The organism is Microbispora cellulosiformans, from assembly GCF_008728085.1.
In the GTDB taxonomy this organism is placed as follows: domain Bacteria; phylum Actinomycetota; class Actinomycetes; order Streptosporangiales; family Streptosporangiaceae; genus Microbispora; species Microbispora amethystogenes.
Map to the genome: position 1 here is coordinate 116,855 of NZ_VYTZ01000014.1, position 22,588 is coordinate 139,442.

The window sequence follows — 22,588 nt, forward strand, 5'->3', positions numbered from 1 at the left end:
GTGGCTGAATTGACAGTGATGGGGGAGTACCAGGGCCCCGGTGAGCGCAAAACCGCCGAAAGTCTTGCCCGTGACCTCCCCGGCTCCTGGCATGTGATCGCCGGTCGCAAGCTGAGCGGTCCCCGCCGCGACGACCTCGATCTCGTGGTGGTCGGAGACCACGCAATCTTCGTCCTGGACGAGAAGGCATGGGGGCCGCGCATCGAACTCGGAGATCAGTTTTGGCGGGTCAAGGGGGAGGAACGTCGGAATCCGCTGGATCGGACCAATCACCTGGCACGAGTACTCGCAGGTCAGCTCCGCTCCCGGGTGCCTGGCTACGGATCGAAGGTCCGCGGCCGTCCTGTCATCGCTGGCATCGTCCTGTCGCACGACACCGTCGAGCTGGTGGTCGGCCCGACCTACGCCGACGGGGACGCCGTCGTCAGGCTCGCCGACGCTGCGTCGTGGCTGCGGGACCAGGACAATGCGTGCGGAACCGGGCTGCAGGCGGCGCGGGACGAGACAATCGCCTTCCTCCTCGGTCTGCCTGGACGTGAGCCGAAGCCTGAGCGCATCGGGCCGTACCAGGTGATGGGTGAGATCGAGCCCATCGAAACGGCCCGCTGCTTCCACGCCAAGGACGGCGATCGCACGGTGATCCTCCGGTGCTACCCGATGCACGGGTGGGGGCCCGATGCATCATCGCAGGGGATCATGGAGCGAGAGCGGCTCGCACTCGACCGGCTGGAGGAACGCGACCGCGCCTGGCAGATCCACCCCAGCTTCGAGTACGAGGCGCGGCAGTGGATCGTCGTGCCCGTCGTCCCGGCTCGCGGCAAGAGCCTGGCCACCTCGCTGCGGATCGATGACCCGGTCAGGGAGGACGGTCGGCTGCCGCAGCAGGTGGCGATCGACGTGGTGACCGACGCCCTCCGAGGCCTGTCCGAAGTACACGAAGCGGGGCTTGTGCACCGCGGGCTCTACCCTCGCCGCATCTTCCTCGGCCGCGGTCTGCGAGTGAAGTTCAGCGACTTCTACCTGGCCCGAGTGGAGGGGGAACACACCATCGCTCCCCAGATGAGTGCCGATGCCGATCCCGGCGTGCCGTATCGCGCGCCGGAGTGCCGCGCCAGCATCGCGAACGCGACACCGGCCTCGGACGTCTACTCCCTAGCGCTCGCGCTCAGTGGCTGGGTGCTGGGTGACCTGGCCGCTGAACCCCAGGTAGAGGCGGTGCGGGGGGCCATCGCACGAACTCTCGTCGTCGGTCCCGTCCTAGCGGACTGCCTTGCTGACGACCCCCGCGAACGTCCGGACGCCGCCACGGCGGTCACGCGGATTGGGCAGATCGTCGAGGCGATGAACAAGGAGCGCGTTACGGTGGGGGAAACCGACGCCGCGGAAGAGTTCCGGGTCGGCGGCGTCGTCGCCGACCGGTACCAAATCAAAGAAAGCCTGGGGCAGGGCGGCTTCGCGCACACTTGGCGGGCATGGGACACCTCCGCCGAGGCCGACCGGGTCATCAAGCAGTTCCATGACGACGCCGCCGCCTCTCATGCTCAGCAGGAGTACAAGGCCGCGGATCGCATCCGGCATGACCACTGTGCTCGTGTATACGACATCAGCCGCGACAAGCCGGGCTACCTGGTACTGGAGTACATCCCTGGCGATAATCTGAGGGACTTCGCCGCCGCTTCCTCGCCGAACTCGGAGCGGTACCGGACGATCGCCTTGGACGTTCTGTCCGCCCTCGCTCACCTGCACGACCGCAACCTCGTGCATCGTGATGTCACTCCGACCAATGTGATCATAACTCCGGAGGCTCGCGCCAAGCTCATCGACTTCGGAGTCGCGGGCCGCCCTCGGGCGACCACCGTGGTCGGCACACCGCCGTTCATGGCCCCAGAACTGCGCGCTGCCCAAGGCGCTACCGCACAGAGTGACATCTACGGGTTCGCGGTCACGATGATCTACACGATGCTGGGGCGCCTCCCCTACGCCGGGGACCCTGCTCGCGGCGACGACGACCGGGAACGGCTGCTCCCGCCTACCGACGACGAACGCCAGGCTTGGGGGCCGCTCGGCGAGGCGATGCTGAACGTACTCTTCACCGCAGTCCACGCCGACCCCGCCATGCGTCCTGCGTCCGCGGAAGAGCTGGCGGTCGAGCTGCGGCTGCTCGACGAGATTGTTGCGCCGAAGGGTGAGCGTCTGGTCAACCCGGTGGTGGACAACCTGCGCGGCCTCTACCGGGCCAGCAGCGTGGGCAACAGCGGTAATCGAGGCCTGGACGACGAGTTCGCGCACCGGACCTACGTGCCGACCCTGTTGGACACCGAGCTGCTGCCCGCGATCGCCCGGGGTGAGCTGCGCCTGGTGCTGCTAACGGGCAACCCCGGTGACGGCAAGACGTCGTTCCTGGTGAAGATCAGCGAAAGACTCCACCAGGATGGTGCACGGATCACCAGTGAGAACGCTGCCGGATGGCGGATGAACCTGAATGGTCACACGTTCGTGGCCGTCTACGACGCCAGTGAGTCGCACGATGGAAAGTCCTCCGATGATCTGATGCGCGAGGCGCTGGACCCGGCTCTGGCAGAGGACCCGCAGCGGCGCACCGTCCTGCTCGCGATCAACGATGGGCGGCTGCTGCAGTTCTTCACCGACTATGAGGACCTGTACGAGGACGATGCTCGTGAGGTTCTCGGCCAGATGTCGGGGAAGCCAGCCGGCGATGAGACGGTCGCGCTGGTAGACCTGAAGCGGCGCACCCTGGCACGCAGGCCCGGCGATACCCCCAGCCTTGCTGGTCGCATCCTGGACAGCTTCACCAAGCCGGAGCAGTGGCAGCGGTGTGAGAGTTGCCTGTCCCGGGACATCTGCCCCATGGTGCGGAACGCCGCGGAGCTGCGCGGCCCGGCGCGGGAGGCCGTCGAGGAGCTCGTCGCCACTTCGCATTTGCGGCGCCAGCGCCGCGCCACGTTCCGGGACGTGCGCTCGGCTCTGGCCTGGCTGATCACGGGCGACCGGTCCTGCGACGGCGTGCATCAGGCCCGCGAACGGGGCATGGACCTGCGCCGGGCCGGTGACGCCCTTGTCGAGGACCTGGCCTTCGACCCCCGCTCGGCCGACTACTTGGTGCGGGAGTGGGCCGACCTCGACCCAGCGAACACCGCGGCACCGGATGTGGAGCGGGCCGCCCGCGCCGACCGGTCGGTGGTGGCCGACCCGACGGCCTTCGGTGATCGGGACCGTGAGCGAGTCCAGCGGCGGCTCTTCTTCGGGCTCTGGAACTCTGGTGGCTTGGGACGCGAGACCGTCCGGGTCTATAGGCATCTCGGCGAGTTCGAGGAGGCTTTGCTCGGTTCCGGTAAACGGCCTGAGGAGATCCGTGGCCGGGTCCTGCTAGGACTGAGCAGACTGCTGGGCGCGCCAGGTTACCGGGGTGGTGACCTGGCCGTTGCCGACCAGGGAGCTGGCGGTACGTGGGCGGTGCTCAAGGAGATCCCGGCCACGGAGTTCTCCCTCAAACGGGTGGAGCACCCTTCTCAATACGTCGAGTGGCGTCCGGATGCGCTCCGGCTCGATCACGTCAGCAGGCACTCCCTCACCCTCACCTTGGACACCTTCGAGCTGGTGATACGGGCGGCTGACGGGGAGCTGATCGGGGACAGTGCCGCCGACTCCGTCCGTCAGGAGGTCGAGACGTTCGCCGCCGCGCTGCGGCGGAGCCCGGCCAATGCCGTCAGCATAGTCAACCCCGCAGGGACGGCACGGCGTGCGATGACCGTCGACCGGCGCATCGTCTTGGAGCGAGCATGACCATCGTCATCCCAAAACAGCTGCGCAGTCTTGAATTCACCGAGCTGACGCTGGTGGAGCTCAACGACATCGACGTGGATCGCCTGCTACCACACCTGTGGGAGCTGGTGGTTAAACAGGGCCGGATGTCGTCGGCGCCGAAGGACGCCGACGACTACGGCCGCTACCTCGGTGCGCTCGCGGCCAACGAACGCCTGGAGGGGTTTGACGACGAGCATGGCATGAAGGTGCTTGACGGATGGCTGCGATCGTCCATCGTGCGGATCGGTGCCAAGGGGCGGGCTCGGTCGGGCACGCAGATGGACTACATCCAGCCGCTGACCATCGCCAGCTACCGTGCGGGCCTCCCCAAAACACGCCGCCATCGCCATGCGCACACTTTGATCTACCACTTGCTCATCGAGCGGATGAAGCTGTTCGGCGTCGAAGCTCCGGAGAAGAACCTCCGATACGCACTGGAGAAGGCGATCGGAGCTGGAGTAGAGATCGGCATCGACGGCCAATGGGTACCGCAGTACGACGGCCGGACCGACATCGACATCAACGCCCTGCTGTCGCTGTACTTCCTAGAGGAGTTCACTCCGCTCGGCGCGCGGGAGGCCACTTCTGGATTCCGCAGCAGCGTCGTACCCGGAGCCACCCGTGGGCTGGCCCGCGACCTGCTGGACTACCTCGTCGCCTATGGGGGCCGACTGACTCCGTCGGCCTTCGTCGACCGGTTCGCGGCGCTGATCTCGCTGCGGCTGTTTCAGTTGCCGCTGCGCGTCGCCCGGGCAACGCGGCATGTCCTCAACACCGGAGAGCGATCCGAGGACATGAGGGATGACGCCGATGTCGCCAACCCTCTGGAACTGTACTGCGACTTCACTCGGGTACGCGGGTCGGCATCGGACGAGCTGGCCCGTCAGTGCGTGCTGCGGGACCTGGAGATTATGAGCGGCTTCATGCCCGACCGCCTCTTGCTGCGTTCTTTGCGCGAAGCGGCCTTGGCGACCCTTCGGAAGCGCGGCGAAGAGATCAGAAACCTACCGATGCCGGACAGCCTGGTGGCCATGGTCGGCCTGCGGGAGGACATGCGGATCAACACCTACGCGGACATCAGGATTCAAGAGATCGAGACGGAGACGGAGGAGAACGGCACCGATGAGGACCTGGAGTTCATCGCCTCGGTGAGGGACTCCGAAGCGCTTTCCATCGAGCAGCTCACCACTCTGTTGGTCGAAGGATTGTCTCGCACAGCCTTGAAGAACCAGGTCGGGTGGTTCTCGTCCACTGGCGGGATCAAGAAGCCGTACGGGCTGATCACCGGTTCGCCGAACTCCCGCCGATCGTGGCGGTACGCGCCGTCGGACGACCTGATGTACGCCCTTCTCCTAGTCTCTTTCACCACAGCCCAGGGTCCCGAGGTCCGCCTTCGCGGCAGGATGCCCATCGTGGAACTGCTGAAGGTTTTACGCGACCGGTTAGGCATTCTCATCGACCGCCCGCCGGCGGCCTTCGACAGTGTGGACAACCGCGCCGCGGCTGCCGCGAATCTCGAAGCGTTCAAACGCCGGCTCCGGCTGCTCGGCTGCTTCGACGGCCTGAGTGACGACTTCTCCGCCCAGTACGTTCGCAACCCCTTGGAGACAGAGTGAACGCAGAGCTGCCGCGGATGTTGATCGACCGCATCGCGGGCCACCTGGGGAGCCGCCTGGCGCAGCGGCAGCCGGGACACTGCGTCCGGGTCGACGACTTGTCCACCGTGGACGCTCATGCCGTCGCCGACGAGGTAGAACGCCACCGCATCGAATGCCAGGTTCACGTGCTCGCGCATCTCGAGCCGCGGCACCCACTGGAGATCGGAGCTGACCGGGCGATTGAACTGCGCAACCGCAAGGGCCGTCCGCTGCTGCTGCTCGTTCCGGCAGGCGCGGGCCATGCGGCCAGTTCGCTGGACAACTCCTTCGAACCACTGCCGCTGATCACCTTGCTCACGACGGTCACTGAGACCCTCGAGAAGGAACTGTCGGCGACCGCCGTGGCCGCGCTGGTCAACGAGGTCAAGCGGGTTCTCGGGCGCACTCGCCAGGTTGAGACTTGGGCCCGCTTCCTGGGCGCGGTCGCGGCGGACCCGAGTGTCCACACGGTCGGCCGTGAGCTGTGGCAGGTCGGGCTTGTCCCCGATCTGGGGGACGACGGAATCCAGGCACGGCTGCGGCGCAATGCGAAGGCGGTCGCAGCAGTTGCCCGGCCAACGCGGCCGACCGCACGGGTCGTTGACCGCCTGGCCGAGGGAGAGGTGAAGGCCGGCTCGTTCCGGCAGGAACTGCTGGCGTTTCTCGAACGGCAGCCGGCCGGAATGCTGGCCAACCCGGTCACGTGGGGCCGTGAGATCAAGGAACGTCATGCAGGGAGGCTGACGTTTGAACACTGGCCGCTTACGGAGGTCCAGCAGGCCGGCTTGGAGAAGATCAAGGTAACTCCGTTCCGCCGGGACGACGGTAAGGTCGATCCTCAGTGCAAGCTCCGGCTGTCGGACGATGACGGTCAGCTGTACTGCGACGTCGCACCTGACCAGCCCGGCCAGGTGACCGTCAAGTGGGCGACCGAGCCGTCCAAGACGACCTCGGTCGCGTCGTGGCGGGTGGAGATGCTGCCTCCGTCCGACCTCCGTACGACTGATACGCCGCCGGTAGCCACCACGAAGGTAAAGGGCGACAAACGGCGGGCGACGCTGCGAGTGGACCTCGGAGAGGACGACCTCGCCACGGGCACGCTGTTCGTGATCCGTGTCCGTGCACAGGACGCCGACGGCAACGACCTCGACCTGCACGATGAGAAGGCGGCGGCCGAAAGCGACCAGTTCGAGGTCAGACTGCACGAGCACATGCCCCCGTCCGTCCTACGCGCGGCGGGTGCCGCTTCCCTCCCCGAGGCGGTGCTCACTATCGCGATCGACACTGGCGGAGACCTGACCGAGGGCACTCCGGCATGGGACGCTGCCCGTCAGGTGTTCGATCTCCGGGTCGGCAGCCGTCGCGCTCAGATCAAGGCTTCGCGGGTGATCGTCGAGCTCCAGCGCCGGATGCTCAAGTCCCCCGATGTGTTCGCCTTCGACGTCCACTCCCCGCTCGGCGAGCCGATCGACCCGGCCGAGGCGGAGCAGCGCCCGCTGGAAATCCCGCAGACCCTGGCCGATCGCCGCCGGAAGCTGCTCACCACCCTCGAGGCACGCACACCCCGAGATGTGGTCGAGATGCTGAGCTGGGACGACGAACTTCGCGACCAGGTACGAAGCTATGTGCAGAGCTACCGCCGAATCCTGGACAATGCCGCACCGCAGACGCGTATCGCGCTCCTGACGATGGACACGCTGGCGGTCCGGGTCGGCACCGCGACTGACGAGGTGCGGGGGCTCGTCCTGCTACCCACCCACCCGCTGCGCCTGGCTTGGGCGGCGGCGCACGACCAGTTGCTGCGCGAATGGGCTGGCGAGGTCGCCCAGGAGGGGAAACGTAGGTCGAACCGGGCCGGGCGGGTCGACCAGGCGATGGTGTCCCGACTGTCGCCCTCCAACATGCCGTTCGTCATGGTGGATCGTGACGGGAAGGCGCTCGTCTACACCGAGGAACTGACCCACGGAACGGCCCTCTACTTGCCTCCGGATGTCAGGGAACCACAGTCCGCCTCGGACGTCATCTGCGGGGCGATCGAGATCGCCCGTGACAACGTGGATCTGTCGGTCTCCGCCCAGGCGCTCGGTGACCGCATCCGCAGTTACCGGGATGCTCATCCCGGCACCGGGACACTGCGGATCATGGCAGTCAACCCAGGTTCGGGGTCGGTACTGCGCAGGGCCCTGCAACCGCTCGTTCTGCCTGATGAGGCACCCGAACAGGACGGCCCGCCGCCGCACGATCCGCAGCGCCTTGAACTCATCGCCTACAGCGACCGGCTTTCCTACACTGACCCGGTCGCCGATCTGCGTGAGTTGCAGCGGTCCGTCGCTTCAGGAGAGATCCGGCGCACCGCCACGCACCTGGTACCTTCGATGGGCTTGTCCGCCCGCGATCTGGGCCGCCTGGCCGAGGACCGCGAGGGACACCACCTCGCCCTGGTGCAGGACATGGCCCGTGGCCAAGTCACCGACCCGGCAGCGGAGGCCGGACCATGGACCACGACTTTCCAGGATCTGCTCACCCCGCTGCGTTCTGAGCGCGCGCCTGACGGCTCCGCCATGTGGTTCGTGACACCGGCGCTGAAGCCGCGCGGTGCCGGTCGGCTGGAGGCCGACATTGTGGGGGCGCACCGCGCCCACCAGGCCGCCGTTGCCGCCCATCTGGGCCTGAGGGCAGCCGTACCGGCGCTGGCGATCCAGCTGGATCCGCAGGATCTGCGCAGGCTCCGTGCCGCCCATAACCGCGCGGATTGGGTCGTCACCCTGGACCGGGGGATCGGCCCGGAGCTGTTCGAGGAGGCGACCACCGACGAACCGGACGACAGCCGTTACCTTCTCGACTACACGCCGGACTTCCTCGAAGGGCTCGGCAAGAAGCTCACCGTCACCACCGCGCATCACGGTGAAGTACGGCGCATCCTGGGTGAGGCCATGTGCGCCCTCGGCCTGGCTCAAGATGAGAAGTCGGTGTCGCATGCGCTCAGCCGACTACTGCTAGTTTCCGGCAGGCTCGTGCTACGCCTGCTTCGGGAGACCTCGCTGTCCGTCGAGGCGGTCAGTCTGGCCGCTGTCATGGCGCATCTCGAGCTTCGCGGGCAGCTCGACGGCCGAATCGTGGTGCCCATTGACGCGCATCCGGAGATCTTCGGCGTGCGGTCCGGGAATGAGGACGAACCGGCTCGGCGATGTGACCTACTGCTCGTCAGCGTCACCCAGCGTTCGTTGCGTATCGAGTGCATCGAGGTGAAGGGACGGCGTGCAGCACAGCTGCCGGAGGCCTTGGCCGACGACATCGTCGACCAGCTTGAGAACACCGAAAGGGTGCTGCAACGCCAGTTCTTCGCTGTCGACCCGCCGCGGCTGGACGGCGCCCTGCAACGTTCTCGGCTGGCCGGGCTGCTCCACTACTACGCGGAACGGTCCGCCCGCCATGGTCTCATCGAAGCTGGTCGGCTCACCGAGCTACACCGCAACATCGACCGGATCGAGGAATCGGCCGAGCCCGCCGAGATAGGCAAGACGGGGTATGTCATCAGCCCCGGCGGCGCCGCCGGTTTCCCCGCTAAGCACAGAGACGTGTCGATCAAGGTTCTGACTGCGGGTGATCTCGGCAAAGCCGGCTTCACTACGGTAGGTGGTGCGGCCACTCCGCCAAGCCCGGAAACACCTCCTGAGTCGTCCCCGAGCACCGACTCATCACCGGCCGCTGCCGGGGAAGCCGCCGTGGAAGATTCGGAAAGCGATGCGTTCTCTCAGGCACCCGACGGTGACAGCGCGCCTGTCATCTTCGAAACCGCCGAGCAAGACGAACCCGCTAAGCCCTGGCCCTCCACGGTCGAGGTAGAGCTGGGCAGAGATGCCGGGGGCGCACCTGTCATCTGGAACATCAGCACGAAGGGGAGCCCACACGCCTTCGTCCTGGGCATACCAGGCCAGGGCAAGTCAGTAACCACCCGAAGGATCATTGGCGAGTTCGCCGGTCAGGGGCTGCCCTCGTTGATCGTGGACTTCCACGGCGACATGGCGGCGGCCCCTCCACCGGGAGCCCAGGTCATCGACGCCGCGGAGGGGTTGCCGTTCAGCCCCTTTGAACTTCCGTCGGCGGAGACACGCTCGCGCACTGAGACCGCGTGGGAGGTCGCCGAGATCATCGGATATGTCTGCGGTCTGGGCGAGATCCAGCGCAGCCATGTCTACGACGGACTACGGAGTGCCTACGAGACCGCCGGGGGCGTACCCAGCATGCAGCAGTTCGCTGCCGCAGTGGAACAAGCGGAACAGGTGGCACGTGGCCGGAACGCCCGGGATCGCATCCGGCCCCTGACTGACTTCGGCTTGTTCCCGGACGAGCCATCGGACAGTTTCCAGGCATCCTGGAACAGCGGAGCGGTCGTTGACCTGAGCCGGCTCAACCTTGAGACCGTGCAGCTCGCGGCCGGGGCCTTCCTGCTTCGGAAGATTTACCGGGAAATGTTCCGCTGGGGACAGGCGGACGTCCTGCGGCTGGCCGTCATCCTGGACGAGGCCCACCGGCTGGCAAAGGATGTCACCCTGCCGAAGCTGATGAAGGAAGGGCGCAAGTACGGCGTCCCCGTGGTGGTCGCCAGCCAGGGAACGGCGGACTTCCATCGGGACGTCCTCGGTAATGCTGGTACTAAGATTATCTTCCGAACGAACTATCCGGAATCCAAGACCACAGCTGGCTTCTTGCGTAGTCGGGAAGGGCAGGACCTGAGCCAGCAGATCGAGCAGCTTGGAGTCGGCAGCGCGTACGTGTCAACTCCGGATCACGTGCGAGCCCGCAAGGTGTACATGCACCGCTGATAGTGATTGTGTAGGTGAGCGCCCCCCGGCCGGGTCTGACCCCAACCACTGACTGACTCCGGGTCTTCAACGGGATTGACGCCATCGCGATGGCCTTCCGGCAGTATGGCAGCCTGAACCACTCCGACTTTCGTGGAGGCCCTGAAGCCAGCATCATCTGCTGGCGGAAGGGAGAATTACGTCACGATGCCAGCCCCGAGGAAGTACCCCCAAGAGCTTCGTGAGCGCGCGGTGCGCATGGTCTTTGAGGTCCGCCGGCAGACCGGCGGCGCCCCCGGCGCGATCGCCCGGGTGGCCGACCAGCTCGGTGTTCACCGCGAGGCGCTGCGCGGGTGGGTGCGCCAGGCCGAGATCGACGAGGGACAGCGTCCCGGTACCTCGACCACCGACGCCCAGCGGATCGCCGAGCTGGAGCGCGAGGTGCGCGAGCTGCGCCGCGCCAACGAGATCCTCAAGGCCGCGGCCGCTTTTTTCGCGGCGGAACTCGACCCACGGCCGCCCAGGTAGTCGCCTTCATCGACGCTCACCGCGACGCTTTCGGCGTCGAGCCGATCTGCCAGGTGCTGCAGGTGGCGGCATCGACGTACTACGCGGCCAAGGTGCGCCCGCCCTCAGCCCGGCAGGTGCGGGACCAGCAGCTCATGGCCGAGATCACCACGGTGTGGAACGACAACTTCGAGGTGTATGGCGTGCGCAAGATGTGGAAAGAGCTCAACCGGCGCGGCACCCGCGTGGCCCGGTGCACCGTGGCCCGGCTGATGAAGCGCCTGGGGCTGGCCGGGGCGGTCCGCGGGGACCACAAGCGACCGACCACGATCGCCGACGCCCTCACCGACCGGCCCGCAGACCTGGTCAAACGCGACTTCACCGCCCCCGCCCCGAACCGGCTGTGGGTCGCCGACCTGACCTACATCCCCACCGCCTCAGGGTTCGTGTACGCGGCGCTGGTCATAGACGCCTTCTCGCGGATGATCGTGGGGTGGCGGCTGGCCGATCATCTGCGTACCGACCTGGCGCTGGACGCGTTGGAGATGGCCATCTGGCGCCGCGGCGACGGCCGGCGGCTGGAGGGGCTGGTGCACTCCGACCGCGGCTGCCAATATCTGTCGATTCGCTACACCGAGCGTCTCGCGGGCGCCGGGGCGGTCTGCTCGGTCGGCTCCCGTGGGGACAGCTACGACAACGCTCTGGCCGAAAGCACCATCGGGCTGTACAAAACCGAGCTGATCCACCGGCGCGGCCCCTGGAACGGCCTGGACGACGTCGAGATCGCCACCATGGAATGGGTCGACTGGTACAACAACCGGCGCCTCCACAGCGCCTGCAACGACCTCCCACCAGCCGAATTCGAGACCCACTACCGAACACAAACCGACCCGGCTATCCTCACCCCAGCCAGCTAACCCGGCCTCCACGAAACCCGGCGCGGTTCAGCCTCCCTCATCAAATACGTTTCACGTGTTGCCGACACTGGCTAACGCTCGGGGGTCACCCAATATCTGAGAGCTACGCCCTATTGGCTCTTAAGTATGCTTTCCTGGTGGCGACGGACTCGGCCGATGAAATTGACGTGCTGCGGAAGGTACTGCAAGTCGAACCGCGCCGAGTTTCGTGGAGGCCGTGATGTGCCTCGGGTTCCGTGGAGTCGGCTGTACTGAACCCCGTGGTCGGAGTGGATCACCGTTCCGGCCTGCGGGTTACGGTTGTGGATGGCCATGCCGAGCGCGTTGGTGACCAGGGTGGCGGTCTGGGTGGAGTCGATGGACCAGCCCACCACCCGCTGCGAATAGGCATCCAGCACGACGCAGCAGTAGACCTTGCCCTCCCGGGTCGGGTGCTCGGTGATGTCGGTGACCCACAGCTGATCCGGACCGGAGCGGGCGAACAGCCGATCGACCATGTCGGTCGCCGTCGGCACCTGAGGACCGGGCGCCGTCGGCGATTACCGGGCAGCCCCTTGATGCCCGCACGGTGCATCAGCATCGTCACCTGGCCATGCCCAACCGCGATACCGCGGCCGAGGATGAGCTCGGCATGCACGCGGCGGGCACCGTAGACGCCGCGGGATGCGGCATGGGCCTCCCGGATCACCTCGGTCAGCCAGGCGTGCCGTACCGATCGCGGCGACGGCGGGCGAGAGCGCCAGGCGTAGTAACCCGACTCCGACACACCCATGACATGGCAGCACACCTGCACCGGCAGCCCTTCACCGCCCATCACCGCGATGGCCTCAAACCGCCTTTTTGGGGACACCACCTCTCGCAGCAGCTCACCGGCCCACCGCGTCACCGCCAGCTCGGTCTCCAGCTCGGCGATCCGACGCCGGGCGGCCACCAGCTCGGCCAGGTCGCTGGAGGTGATCCCGGGCTCCAGACCCGCATCGATGCGCTCTTGTCTGCGCCAGTTGTAGATGGTCTGGTCGCTGATCTGCAGATCGGCGGCCACCTGCTGCACGGTCCGGCCGGCCCTCAGCAGGTCCAGGACTTTGCGACGGAACTCGGGGGGATAGCTCCTCGGCATGCTGACCTCTCTCGGGGGTCCAGGCATGCCAGTCGACCAAAGGGACTCCACGAAAGCCGGTGAACATCAGCCATCGCCAGTCCGACCGCCTGCGACTCAGGCTTCTTGGTGACGTCGGTGTGGTGCCGGACGGTGGCGAACGCTCACAAGGGCGAAACGCCGAAAGCGCAACCTGCCCTCATGCCTGTTGACAGCGCGCTCACAAGAGTCTAAATTCTGATCTACGTCAACACGAGGAGCGGATAAGATGCGCGCTAACGGCGGTCAGGCTCGGGCCCTGCACGTGGTCGACATCGAGAACCTGGTAGGCGCTGCATATCCCACGGCTGCACAGGCAGAGCAGGCGATGCAGGCTTACGCTGCTGTAGCCCTCGTGGCGGATCGCGACCACATGATCGTTGGCTGTAGCCCCATGGCTGCACGCTGGGTCGGATGGGCCCGTCCGGCGGGGAGCCGGCTGGTGGTACGTCACGGGAAGGACGGTGCGGACTTGGCGCTCCTTGAGGAGTTGTCGGATCGAGAGCACATTGCCGCGCGCTACGGCCGCGTTGTTATCGGTTCCGGTGATGGGATTTTCGCTGAGTCGGCCGCCTATCTTGCCGCTTCTTGTGAGGTTCAGGTGGTCTTCGGAGCGGGAGCGCTCAGTAGGAAGCTCTTGATGGCTGTCGGTCATCGGGTCGCTGCTATCGAGATCGGCGCCTCGGCATTGAATGGAGGAGTGGTCGCATGAGTAAGAAGGCTTCGATGAACGGCAAGAACACCTCCGCTGATACGGGCTCGCAAGCACTCGTCACTTCCGCTGAAGTGAGCAGGATCGCGGGAGTGTCTCGTTCAGTGGTTGCCAACTGGCGTAAGCGGTACGAGGACTTTCCGCAGCCAGCAGAAGATGGACCTCTCTTCCGTCTTTCAGAGATCGAGCAGTGGCTTGCAGGGCATGCGAAGAAAAAGACCACAAAAAATCGTGCCGTGGTTCGCCCGGAGCTGCGCCTCTGGCACGCTCTGGACACCATCGGGCAAGCGGAGGGCGGTCTCGCTTTCGCTGCTCGGTTCCTAGCGGCCTTTACTAAGGTCGGTGGAAAATCCAAGGATGCGAACGCGGTGCTCAAACTGTTGGATTCCGGTGATCCGATCTGCAAACTCCCTGCCGAGCAATTGGCGCCTATCGTTGAAGAGATGCTGCGGCTGAGTAACGAGAAAGGCGCGGAGAAGGTTCTGGAAGAGCTTGTGACGCACTATGCCCAGAGTGGAACTGCCGCGCAATACTTCACACCGAAAGCCGTGACGGCCCTAATGGTTCGGCTAATTGGTGATGCCCCAACCAGGGTATTGGATCCAGCTTGTGGTACCGGAAGCCTGTTGGCGGCAGTTGCTCAGCGTTACGCCGCGGAAGGAGCTGAAGCTCCACGACTACTCGGGCAGGAAATTGACCCTAACATGGTCAGTATCTCCTCTTCGCTACTGGCCCTCTGTGGATTCAGCTCCGATATCCGTCAAGGGGATTCACTTCGCAAGGACTGCTTCTCTGCACAGCAGGTAGACGCAGTCGTTTCGAACCCGCCATTCGGAGACCGAGACTGGGGATTCGATGACCTTGTTCACGACGTGAGATGGCACTTCGGGCGTCCGCCAAGGCCTGCCCCCGAGCTTGCCTGGCTCCAGCATGCCTACGCACATCTCGCGCCAGGCGGCCGAGGGATCATCCTTATGCCAGGGTCGGCCTCGGCCTCTCACTCAGGCCGCTCGATCAGAAGAGAGCTGGTGCGTCAGGGAGCTTTGGAAGCGATCATAAGCCTGCCTAGAGGCCAGTTCTCTGGAATCCACGCGTCGTTTCAGATCAATCTCTGGGTTCTTCATCGCCCCCACTACGGCGAGCTACCACCAAGTCGAATTCTACTCATCGATGGAAGCTATAGCGGTCGAAATCGTGAACTCGATTCGTCGACGGTTGAGGGAATAGTTCAACGTTGTGAGGAGTTTCGCAGAGATTCGACGGCCGCTGACGAAGTCGGGTTCAGTCGCGCCGTTCCGGCCGTCCAATTGATGGACGATGCGGTGGATCTCACTCCAGCCATTCACATCATTCAATCAGCGAGCGACCCTGTGGATGCCGTCGGGCGATTTATAGACGCCGCTCACCGACTTGCAGCGAGCGTCAGAAAGGTTGGCAGTATCAACCTCGAGAGCGTGATCAAAAAAGAGGTGGCACAGCCGCCGTTGGTCACGATCGGGACCTTGGCCGAGGAGGGCCTGCTGAGAATAATCAGAGGATATCGGCCTCTTCTGCGCACCCAAGGTCAATCAACTGGTAACGACCTCAGACTGTTGCGGGGGCGGGACTTGGTTAGGCCGGGGGGTGAGCCGGAATTTATAGAAGCTAATTCTTTGCCGGATGCTCCAGAACTGACTCGTCCAGGTGATGTCGCGATTGCCGAGTTGGTGTCGGATCGAGTCGTCGCGGTTGTCCTTGAAGAAGGTGGCCTCCTGCCGGCGTCAGGAGTGCTGATCCTACGCGCTGCAGCCGATTCCTTCAATTCCTACTTCATCGCGGGTTTTTTGCGTAGTGCAACGAACTCACGCTTTCTCCGGAGCGGCCGCGCCCATCTTGATGTTCGACGCCTGCAGATCCCACGCCTGGCAGTCGAAACGCAGAATCGTATCGGTGCCCTGCTGCAGGCTCTCGAAGTTGAAGAGCGTGAGATTCTGCGCGCAGGCGTAGCCATTGATGAGCTACGGAGCGCGCTCCTGGCCGGACTTCTCGGCGGCACCATGACGGTAGCCGCGGATGGTGATACCCCGTAAAGTCCGATGACCACGACGAGGCCACATTAGTGGACCAAGAGGTCGAGCATGAGCAGTCCCGCCATGGGACGACTGCCGATAGCCTGACCTCCGGCGATTATGGCGAGTGGGGAGAGCACGCGGGCATGTTTGAACGCGGGATGCGGGTGCGGCTCAGAGATCGGTTGTGGGAGGTCGAAGGGGTCCGCGGGGCTGGTGCCGAAACCTTCTTGGATCTCCGTCGCGCCGATGATCGTCCCGGCCCACGTCGCCTCACTGTGCTGGCCAAAGCCGAGCCCACACTGAAACTAGAAACAACGACCCGCCTCCGCTTCGAGGTGGGCAACCCGGTGCGGCTTGCCGAGCTGCACGACGCCCTCGCGCTCACCATGGCTCACGGACGAGGCGACCTCCTTGCTGTCGAGCATGGACGCATCGACGTGGAGCCTTACCAGCTCGTTCCGGTTCTAGCGGGCTTGCGTCACCCGAAGGTCCGACTGCTGATCGCCGACGATGTCGGTCTCGGCAAGACGATCGAGGCCGGCCTCGTCTTGCTGGAGCTTGCCCGGCGTGGTCGTGCGGACCGGGTCCTTATCGCCTGCCCTGCTGGCTTGCAGGATCAGTGGGTCGACGAGATGCGGTTCCGCTTCAACCTGGACTTCGCCAAGGTCGACAGCAAGAAGTGGTTGGAGCTGCGCCGTGACAACCCAACCACGGTCAGCCCGTGGACGGCCGTGCCGTACGCGGTGTCCTCAATTGACTACCTCAAGAACCATCTCACGGCGATTCAGGCCGCCCCGCCATTCGACGTGGTGATCGTCGATGAGGCGCATCACGTGGCCCGTGCCTACGCGGGCGAGGGTCGCTCATCGGCCACAGACCGGAGCCGTCTCGCGCGTGTGCTCGCGGATCACAGCCGAGAACTGCTGCTGCTATCAGCAACGCCACACAACGGCTACCAGGAGTCCTTCGCCAGCCTCGTGCAACTACTGTCCCCGCATCTGGCGGCTGACGACGGCCGCCTCGACCCGGAATTGGTTCGCCCGTACATCGTGCGTCGGCTCAAGGACGACGTTGCCCGGGGCAACCCGCCCCAGCCGATCAGCCGCCGGCATCCACCTCAGCCGATCGAGGTCACTCCGACCGGTAGAGAGAAGGAGATTCATCAACGTCTTCGGGGTCATAGCAAGCGCGTGCTGCGGGCGCTTCGTGGCAAGGATTCCTACTATGTTCAGGCCTTCGCATTGGAAGTGCTGCGCAAGCGGGCGCTCTCCAGCCCGTACGCCCTGCGCCAGAGCCTGCGCCGTCGAGCACAGAGTATGGGCGTGCCTGCCATTGAGCGCATCGGGCGTCGGAGGCGGGATGCGTTGCAGCAGTATCGCGGCGATGCGGTCCTTCCGGAGGTCGAACTCGGTACGGCCGAAGAGATCGCTCTCGAAGGTGTGGCAGCACACCTTCAGGAGGAGGATCTGCAGGAGGAGCGCCGTCTCGTCGGGACTCTCTTGCAGATGGTCGAGGCGCTGACGCCAGGAGACGACAGTAAACTCACCCGACTGCGCGGCTGGCTCGAAGGTTTTCGAGCGGGACGCCGTGGTGAGCGGGTCATCATCTTCACCGAGTACCGTGACACCCTGGACTACCTAGAGGCGAATCTTGGGCTCGGCCCGGTGTTACGCATCGACGGGCAGGTCTCGCTGGCTAAGCGGCGGGCGGTGCTAGAGCGATTCGCCGCGACCCCAGGCGCCATCCTCCTGGCTACTGACGCAGCAGGGGAAGGGCTCAACCTCCAGGATGCCTGCCACGTCGTAGTCCACTACGAACTCCCGTGGAATCCGAACCGTCTGGAGCAGCGCAACGGACGCGTCGACCGGTACGGCCAGCACAATGTCGTGGAAATCAGCTATCTCTACTTGACCGACACGCGGGACGAGGAGATCCTTCAGCGGTTGCGCGAGAAGCTCGCGGTGATCTCTAAGCAGCTAGGTTCCAGCAGCGACGTACTCGGGGTTGGTGGTCACAGCGAGATCATTGACGGCCTCCTAGAAGACCTCTCTGATCAGGAGTTGGAGGAGCGGCTCGAACGCGTCGCCCAGCAGGTTCGCGACTATCTGGAACGCAGCGGTGCACTCGTTCTGATGCAGGGCATGCGCAATGAGAAGGAAGCGGAGGCGGACACCACAGCCGCTCGTGAGCAGGCACATTGGCTGCTCCCAGACTTCGAAGAGTTCCGGCGACTGGTCACCTCCGTTGTCCAGCAGAGCGGTGGCTGGGTCTCGGGCTCTGGAGACGTGATCGAGATCAACCCCGGTCCGCTCCTCAGCCAGTACCCCCAGGTTCCGGTGGAGCCATTCCAAGCCACCTTCAACCGTGCCGTCGCACTTGATCCGGCTAACCGCGGCATCGCCTTCCTCACCCCGGTCCACCCCCTCGTCCGGGCAGCGCTGCAGCGTGTCCGCACTCGCCTCTACGACGAGCGGGCCTCCGACAGGGTGGCGGTACGTCCTGCTACGGGAGACGAAGGATGGCTCTTCACCTTCGTCGGGAGAATCATTTCTGATGAGCGGAGAATCTTGGAAGAGCCGCTCATCCCGGTCTTCGTCCCGCTGGCAGTCGGCAACGCCCCTGGGACGCCGAGCCAAGATGAAAAGCTCGACCTCCAACGGTTTCGACAGCGTGGTGTCTCCGGTGGCGGCGAGGCTAGGGAGGAAGCTCGGCGCAAGTTCTCGGCAAGCTTCGAAACCGCCACGGCGCTGGCTCAGCAGGAGGCGAACCGTCGGCTCACCCAGCGAGTGGAGCACGTCCGGAGGCAGCTCTCAGTGGAAGCCGATCGCCTCAAGGCTGATATGGACCGCTGGCACCAGGCCGAGCTCGCGGAGGCAGAGCGGAGGTTCGCCTCCAGCTATGGAGATATGGTGCAGTTCGGACTCTTCGCCGATCTCGGCCATGGGGGATTCCACTCCCTGGAGGAAGCCAAGGCGATGGTCGATGCCGAGTTCGACCGCCGTCGGCAAGCGCTGTCACGCGGATTCGCGATCGCTGAGGTGGACCCGGCCGAACCGGTGGGCTGCATCGTGTGCGTGGAGGCCTGAACATGCTGAACATCACGGTCGCCGGCACCACCCTGTCTACCTACTACCTGTCTGATCCCGGACTCTTCCTCCGGGAAGAACGCGGCCAGATCGGTTCAGAGGACGCTGAAACGGGCATCCGGCAGGCCCGGCGGGAGCTCCGTCGTCTCGTCGCCGACATCGACGAGACCAGTACGGCAGGTCAGACCCGTAAACACATGCTGAACTGGCTCGGCTCGTTCGGCTGGCGGTTTCCTTCTACCCTTCCCGGAGCCGACGACCCGTTGATTGCGCGGGCAGAGGCAGAGTCGGACGACCTGGTATGGGTGCTGATCACACCCCCCGCACAGCACCTCGATGCTGCCCCCAGCGGACGGCGTGGGGGGAATCTGCGTCCCCAGCGTCAGGCTGAAGTGTGCGCCCGCGAAGGAACGTTGCCCGCCGTTCTGCTCAGCAATGGGTCCGAGCTGCGGGTGATTCGGCGTGATCCCGGGCTCGGGGGAGAGGCGAGTTACCTTGCTGTCGATCTTGCCGGGCTCGCGGAGCTGGGCGACGACCATGAATGGCGGGTCTTGTGGGCGCTGCTCCGTCCTGAGGCCTTCCTCCCTGACGGCGATGGGGCGTCCTTGTGGGACAGGATCGAGAGAGCCAGCGCTGACGCCGCCAGTTCAGTCAGCGAGAACCTGTCAGGAGGCGTGCGAAAGGCTCTGAGAGCCATCGCGAACGGAGCACTCGCCCATTGGCGCCGACGTGGTGAGCCGGCTCCGGCGCCTCGCGAGCTGTTCGCTGACGCGCTCAAGATTGCCTACCGGTTGCTATTCGTCGCGTATGCGGAGGATCGCGGCCTACTCCCAGTCGGAACCCCCGCCTATGATCAAGGCTATTCTCTGCGCAGCCTCCGCAAGCAGATCATCGATCCAGGCTCTGTGTGGACCCCTGACGGGGGGTACCTGTGGAGCACGCTACGCGCTCAGTGGGGCATGCTCCGCGACGGTGCTGACGCCGGAGAGCTCCAGATCACGGCCTTTGACGGTGGGCTCTTCGACCCGGCGAAATGTCCCCTGCTCGACGACCCGGCCCTCATCGTCGGTGACACCTTCGTCCGGGACGTCATCGACGCCCTTTCCTTCACCGAGCCGATAAAGAGCGTCAAGGGGAAGCAGATTGTCGGACGCCGCCCGGTCAACTACCGGGAACTCGGTGTCGAACAGCTCGGCAGCATCTACGAAGGGCTTCTCTCCTTCGAGCCGCAGATCGCCGATGGGCCAAAGGCCCTGGCACGGGTCGGTCGCGGCCAGTCGGCCGTCTACCAGGTCCTCGACGCGGATCGACTTCCCGAGGGTGCCGAGGCGCTGGAGCACTACGACGCAGGCACCTTCTATCTCTTCGAAGCCACGGGGCAGCGCAAGGGGTCCGGCTCGTACTACACCGCCCGACCGCTTGCCCACTTCGTCGTCGGTGAGGCATTACGCCCGCTCACTGAGAACGCCACTCCCGAGCAGATTCTCAATCTTCGGGTCTGCGACCCTGCGATGGGCTCTGGCGCGTTTCTGGTGCCCGCCGTGCACAGGCTCACCGAGGCGTACGGCGAGGCCCTTGCACGCGAGGGCGAGCTTCTCGACCACAAGCTGGACGACACCCAGCGGGCCGCCTACCGGCGCCTCATCGTCGAGCGGTGCATCTACGGCGTAGACCTCAACCCAATGGCTGTGGAGTTGGCCAAAGTATCACTCTGGCTTGCCGCGGCGGCTGCCGGCAAACCGCTCTCCTTTCTCGACGCGCACCTACGGTGCGGCAACGCTGTCGTCGGCGCGAGCCTCGATGCCTGGGAGGGTGTCCCTACACCAGCGCAGGGCGGACGCGTGAGCAAGGCCGCTACCAAGTCGGAGAACGAGCTTCAGGTCTCACTCTTCGATGTGCCGGCACCCGACCTCGCTCTGGTCACTCGGGTACGGCGGAGCCTCGCCACGGATCCCTCAGACGACCGGCTCCAGATCCGGGCCAAGGAACAACGGTTTAGCAGCCTTCTGAGGGGCGCTGATTTCCGTCGGCTTCAGGAGCTCGGAGACTGGTGGGTCGCCCCCTTCTTTGTAGAACGACTTAGAGGCAACAGCGCCCAGTGGGTGAACAGCCGGGAGGACATCAAGGGGAGCAAGAAGCTCCCTCCGCACCTGCAGGGGGTGACCGAGCAGATCCGGAAGGAGGTCCGTCCTTTCCACTGGGAAATCGAGTTTCCCGAGGTCTTCTTCGACAGCGAGGGCAGGAGACGGTCCGACGCCGGCTTCGACGTTATGATCGGCAATCCCCCTTGGGAGGGCATCACGTTCAAGGCGGCTGAGTTCTATGGTCGATTTGATCCTTCATACTCCCTTCTCAAGAAGAAAGCAGAAAAGGAGGCTCGGCAGGAGGAGCTTGACGGGCGGAGAGAGGTGCAGAGCGCTCGGGAGTTGGTGGATGCCTATCTTGTGGGGATGAAGGCATTTGTCAAGAGCTCCGGTGAATACCGGATGCTCGGAACCAAGGGGACCTACAATCTTTACAGGGCATTCCTTGAGCGCGAACTCTCGCTTCTGTCGCCTAAGGGACGAATTGGTGTCGTAATTGACGCCGGAGTTGTGGGCGATGCGGGAACGCAATACCACCGTCGAGAACTGCTAGATCGCTGTACCGTGGAGCACTTCGTGCTGTGCGATAACGTTAATAAAATTTTTCCGATCGATAGTCGCGAGCAGTTTCTGCTCTTGGTGGCGGAGAAGGGCGGCGCGACGGATCCACTGCCATTTACTAGCGGTGTCTCTCTCTTTGAGCATCTCATGGATCTGCCAGATCGCACCCTCAATATCCCGCGGAATGTCATCGAGGCGCTTGCGCCGGAGACGCTAGCAATTCCTGACACCCGCGACAGTATGCTCCTGGACTTGCTTCGGGTGATCTATGCCGGGCATCCGCTGTTCTTAAGCCTCATGGAAGCCGGGGAATGGCAAGTTGAATGGGGGCGGGAGTTGCATATTCATGATAATCGGAAGCTGTTTGCGGTAGATGGGGCCGGGCCTCTGCTATATGAAGGTAAACACTTCCATCAGTTTGTGCATAACTTTGCGGAGCCATCATATCGGCTTATCGAACCTGATGGAATTGACCTACTCTTGCAGAGGGCGGCGAAGAGGAGGAAGGCGCGTGCCCTCTACTTGTCGCTCGCACGGAAGAAGGGAGAGGAGTGCCTTTGTGGCGGCTCTCTGCGTCGAGAGATTCTCGAGCCTCCTGTAGACCATTATCGCCCCTGTCTTCGGCAAGTGGCAAGTGCAACTAATGAGCGAACCCTCATCTCTGCGGTTATTCCTCCGGGCATCGCAGTTACAGAGTCAGTCCACTTCTTCTATCGGTCTTCATGGAATCATGTAAAAGGTGGCTATGAGACCATTCTGGGTGCGGAGGCGATGGTATATGTAGTCGCGCTTATGAATAGCCTTGTGCTGGACTTCATCGTCCGTAGAAAGGCCGGGTCGCATGTGACGAAATCGATTATGGCTTCCTTGCCAGTGGCTGATGTCCCCCTCGATCGCGGCCCCGGGGCGGAGATCGTACGGCTCTCCGCGCGGCTAACCTGCCGTGCACCGGAGTTCGACGAGTTGGCCGAGGTGCTTGGCGTCGAGTGCGCACCTCTTAGCAAGGCGGAGGAGCGGGACCTCCGGGCCGAGCTGGACGCTCGAGTGGCGCACCTCTACGGGCTATCGGCGGATCACTTGGAGCTGATCCTCGCGGACTTCAAGCAGAGTGCCGACAGCGAGGGCAGCCCGGTCCGCCCTGATGAGGAATACAAACACCTTGTCCGAAGCCACTTCATGCGCTTGGACGGGTGACGACCTTTTCGTTCCAGGTCAATTGGAACGTGGCATCGGTTACATTGATCGTCGGGTAGCTCCTAGCTTGGGGC

The 22,588-nt window shown here is 64.5% G+C and carries 9 protein-coding genes, 1 pseudogene and 1 other annotated feature; of the genes and pseudogenes, 8 read left to right on the forward strand and 2 right to left on the reverse strand.

The window, feature by feature from the left end; genetic code table 11:
- From F5972_RS30005 to F5972_RS30020, 4 genes are all read left to right on the forward strand, one after another.
- On the forward strand, positions 1–3,804 hold the full coding sequence (locus F5972_RS30005; RefSeq protein ID WP_150938288.1) for a protein kinase domain-containing protein: 3,804 nt from the start codon (positions 1–3) through the stop codon (positions 3,802–3,804).
- On the forward strand, positions 3,801–5,441 hold the full coding sequence (gene mads7 / locus F5972_RS30010) for a methylation-associated defense system protein MAD7 (protein ID WP_150938290.1): 1,641 nt from the start codon (positions 3,801–3,803) through the stop codon (positions 5,439–5,441). Before F5972_RS30005 ends, mads7 begins: the two co-directional genes overlap by 4 nt.
- On the forward strand, positions 5,438–10,288 hold the full coding sequence (locus tag F5972_RS30015; protein WP_150938292.1) for a helicase HerA domain-containing protein: 4,851 nt from the start codon (positions 5,438–5,440) through the stop codon (positions 10,286–10,288). The genes mads7 and F5972_RS30015 overlap by 4 nt, the downstream gene beginning before the upstream one ends.
- 186 nt (positions 10,289–10,474) lie before the next feature.
- Positions 10,475–11,691, forward strand: a protein-coding gene (locus tag F5972_RS30020) for an IS3 family transposase (RefSeq protein ID WP_225312025.1) whose coding sequence is annotated in 2 segments (ribosomal slippage) — positions 10,475–10,754 and positions 10,754–11,691 — 1,218 coding nt in all. Because the reading frame shifts where the segments join, the coding sequence is not laid out codon by codon here.
- Positions 10,753–10,866: a sequence feature (AL1L pseudoknot), on the forward strand. (Overlaps the previous gene by 114 nt.)
- A 110-nt stretch (positions 11,692–11,801) precedes the next feature.
- Here F5972_RS30020 and F5972_RS38490 read toward each other — a convergent pair.
- A complete protein-coding gene (locus F5972_RS38490) occupies positions 11,802–12,206 on the reverse strand; it encodes a DDE-type integrase/transposase/recombinase (protein WP_225312026.1) in 405 nt (134 codons plus the stop codon).
- Between the two features lie 38 nt (positions 12,207–12,244).
- Positions 12,245–12,835, reverse strand: a pseudogene (locus tag F5972_RS39510) (transposase); the annotation flags it as partial.
- 220 nt (positions 12,836–13,055) lie between these two features.
- Here F5972_RS39510 and F5972_RS30035 point away from each other — a divergent pair.
- From F5972_RS30035 to F5972_RS30050, 4 genes are read left to right on the forward strand one after another with little or no spacing between them, the layout of a single operon-like run.
- Positions 13,056–13,538: a hypothetical protein gene (locus F5972_RS30035; RefSeq protein ID WP_150938298.1), complete on the forward strand. Its 483-nt coding sequence runs from the start codon at positions 13,056–13,058 to the stop codon at positions 13,536–13,538.
- The gene (locus F5972_RS30040) at positions 13,535–15,607 is read left to right on the forward strand and encodes an N-6 DNA methylase (protein WP_150938299.1); all 2,073 of its coding nucleotides are present in this window, start codon (positions 13,535–13,537) and stop codon (positions 15,605–15,607) included. The genes F5972_RS30035 and F5972_RS30040 overlap by 4 nt, the downstream gene beginning before the upstream one ends.
- Before the next feature lie 29 nt (positions 15,608–15,636).
- Entirely contained in the window at positions 15,637–18,675 is a 3,039-nt protein-coding gene (locus tag F5972_RS30045) for a helicase-related protein (RefSeq protein WP_225312027.1), read from the forward strand.
- Positions 18,676–18,677: 2 nt separating this feature from the next.
- Entirely contained in the window at positions 18,678–22,514 is a 3,837-nt protein-coding gene (locus tag F5972_RS30050; protein ID WP_150938301.1) for an Eco57I restriction-modification methylase domain-containing protein, read from the forward strand.
- Positions 22,515–22,588: the final 74 nt, after the last annotated feature.

Bases quoted from the DNA above. Each gene is read 5' to 3' on its own strand.
- F5972_RS30050 (WP_150938301.1), top strand. From the start codon at position 18,678: ATGCTGAACATCACGGTCGCCGGCACCACCCTGTCTACCTACTACCTG.
- F5972_RS30035 (WP_150938298.1), top strand. From the start codon at position 13,056: ATGCGCGCTAACGGCGGTCAGGCTCGGGCCCTGCACGTGGTCGACATC.
- mads7 (WP_150938290.1), top strand. From the start codon at position 3,801: ATGACCATCGTCATCCCAAAACAGCTGCGCAGTCTTGAATTCACCGAG.
- F5972_RS30040 (WP_150938299.1), top strand. From the start codon at position 13,535: ATGAGTAAGAAGGCTTCGATGAACGGCAAGAACACCTCCGCTGATACG.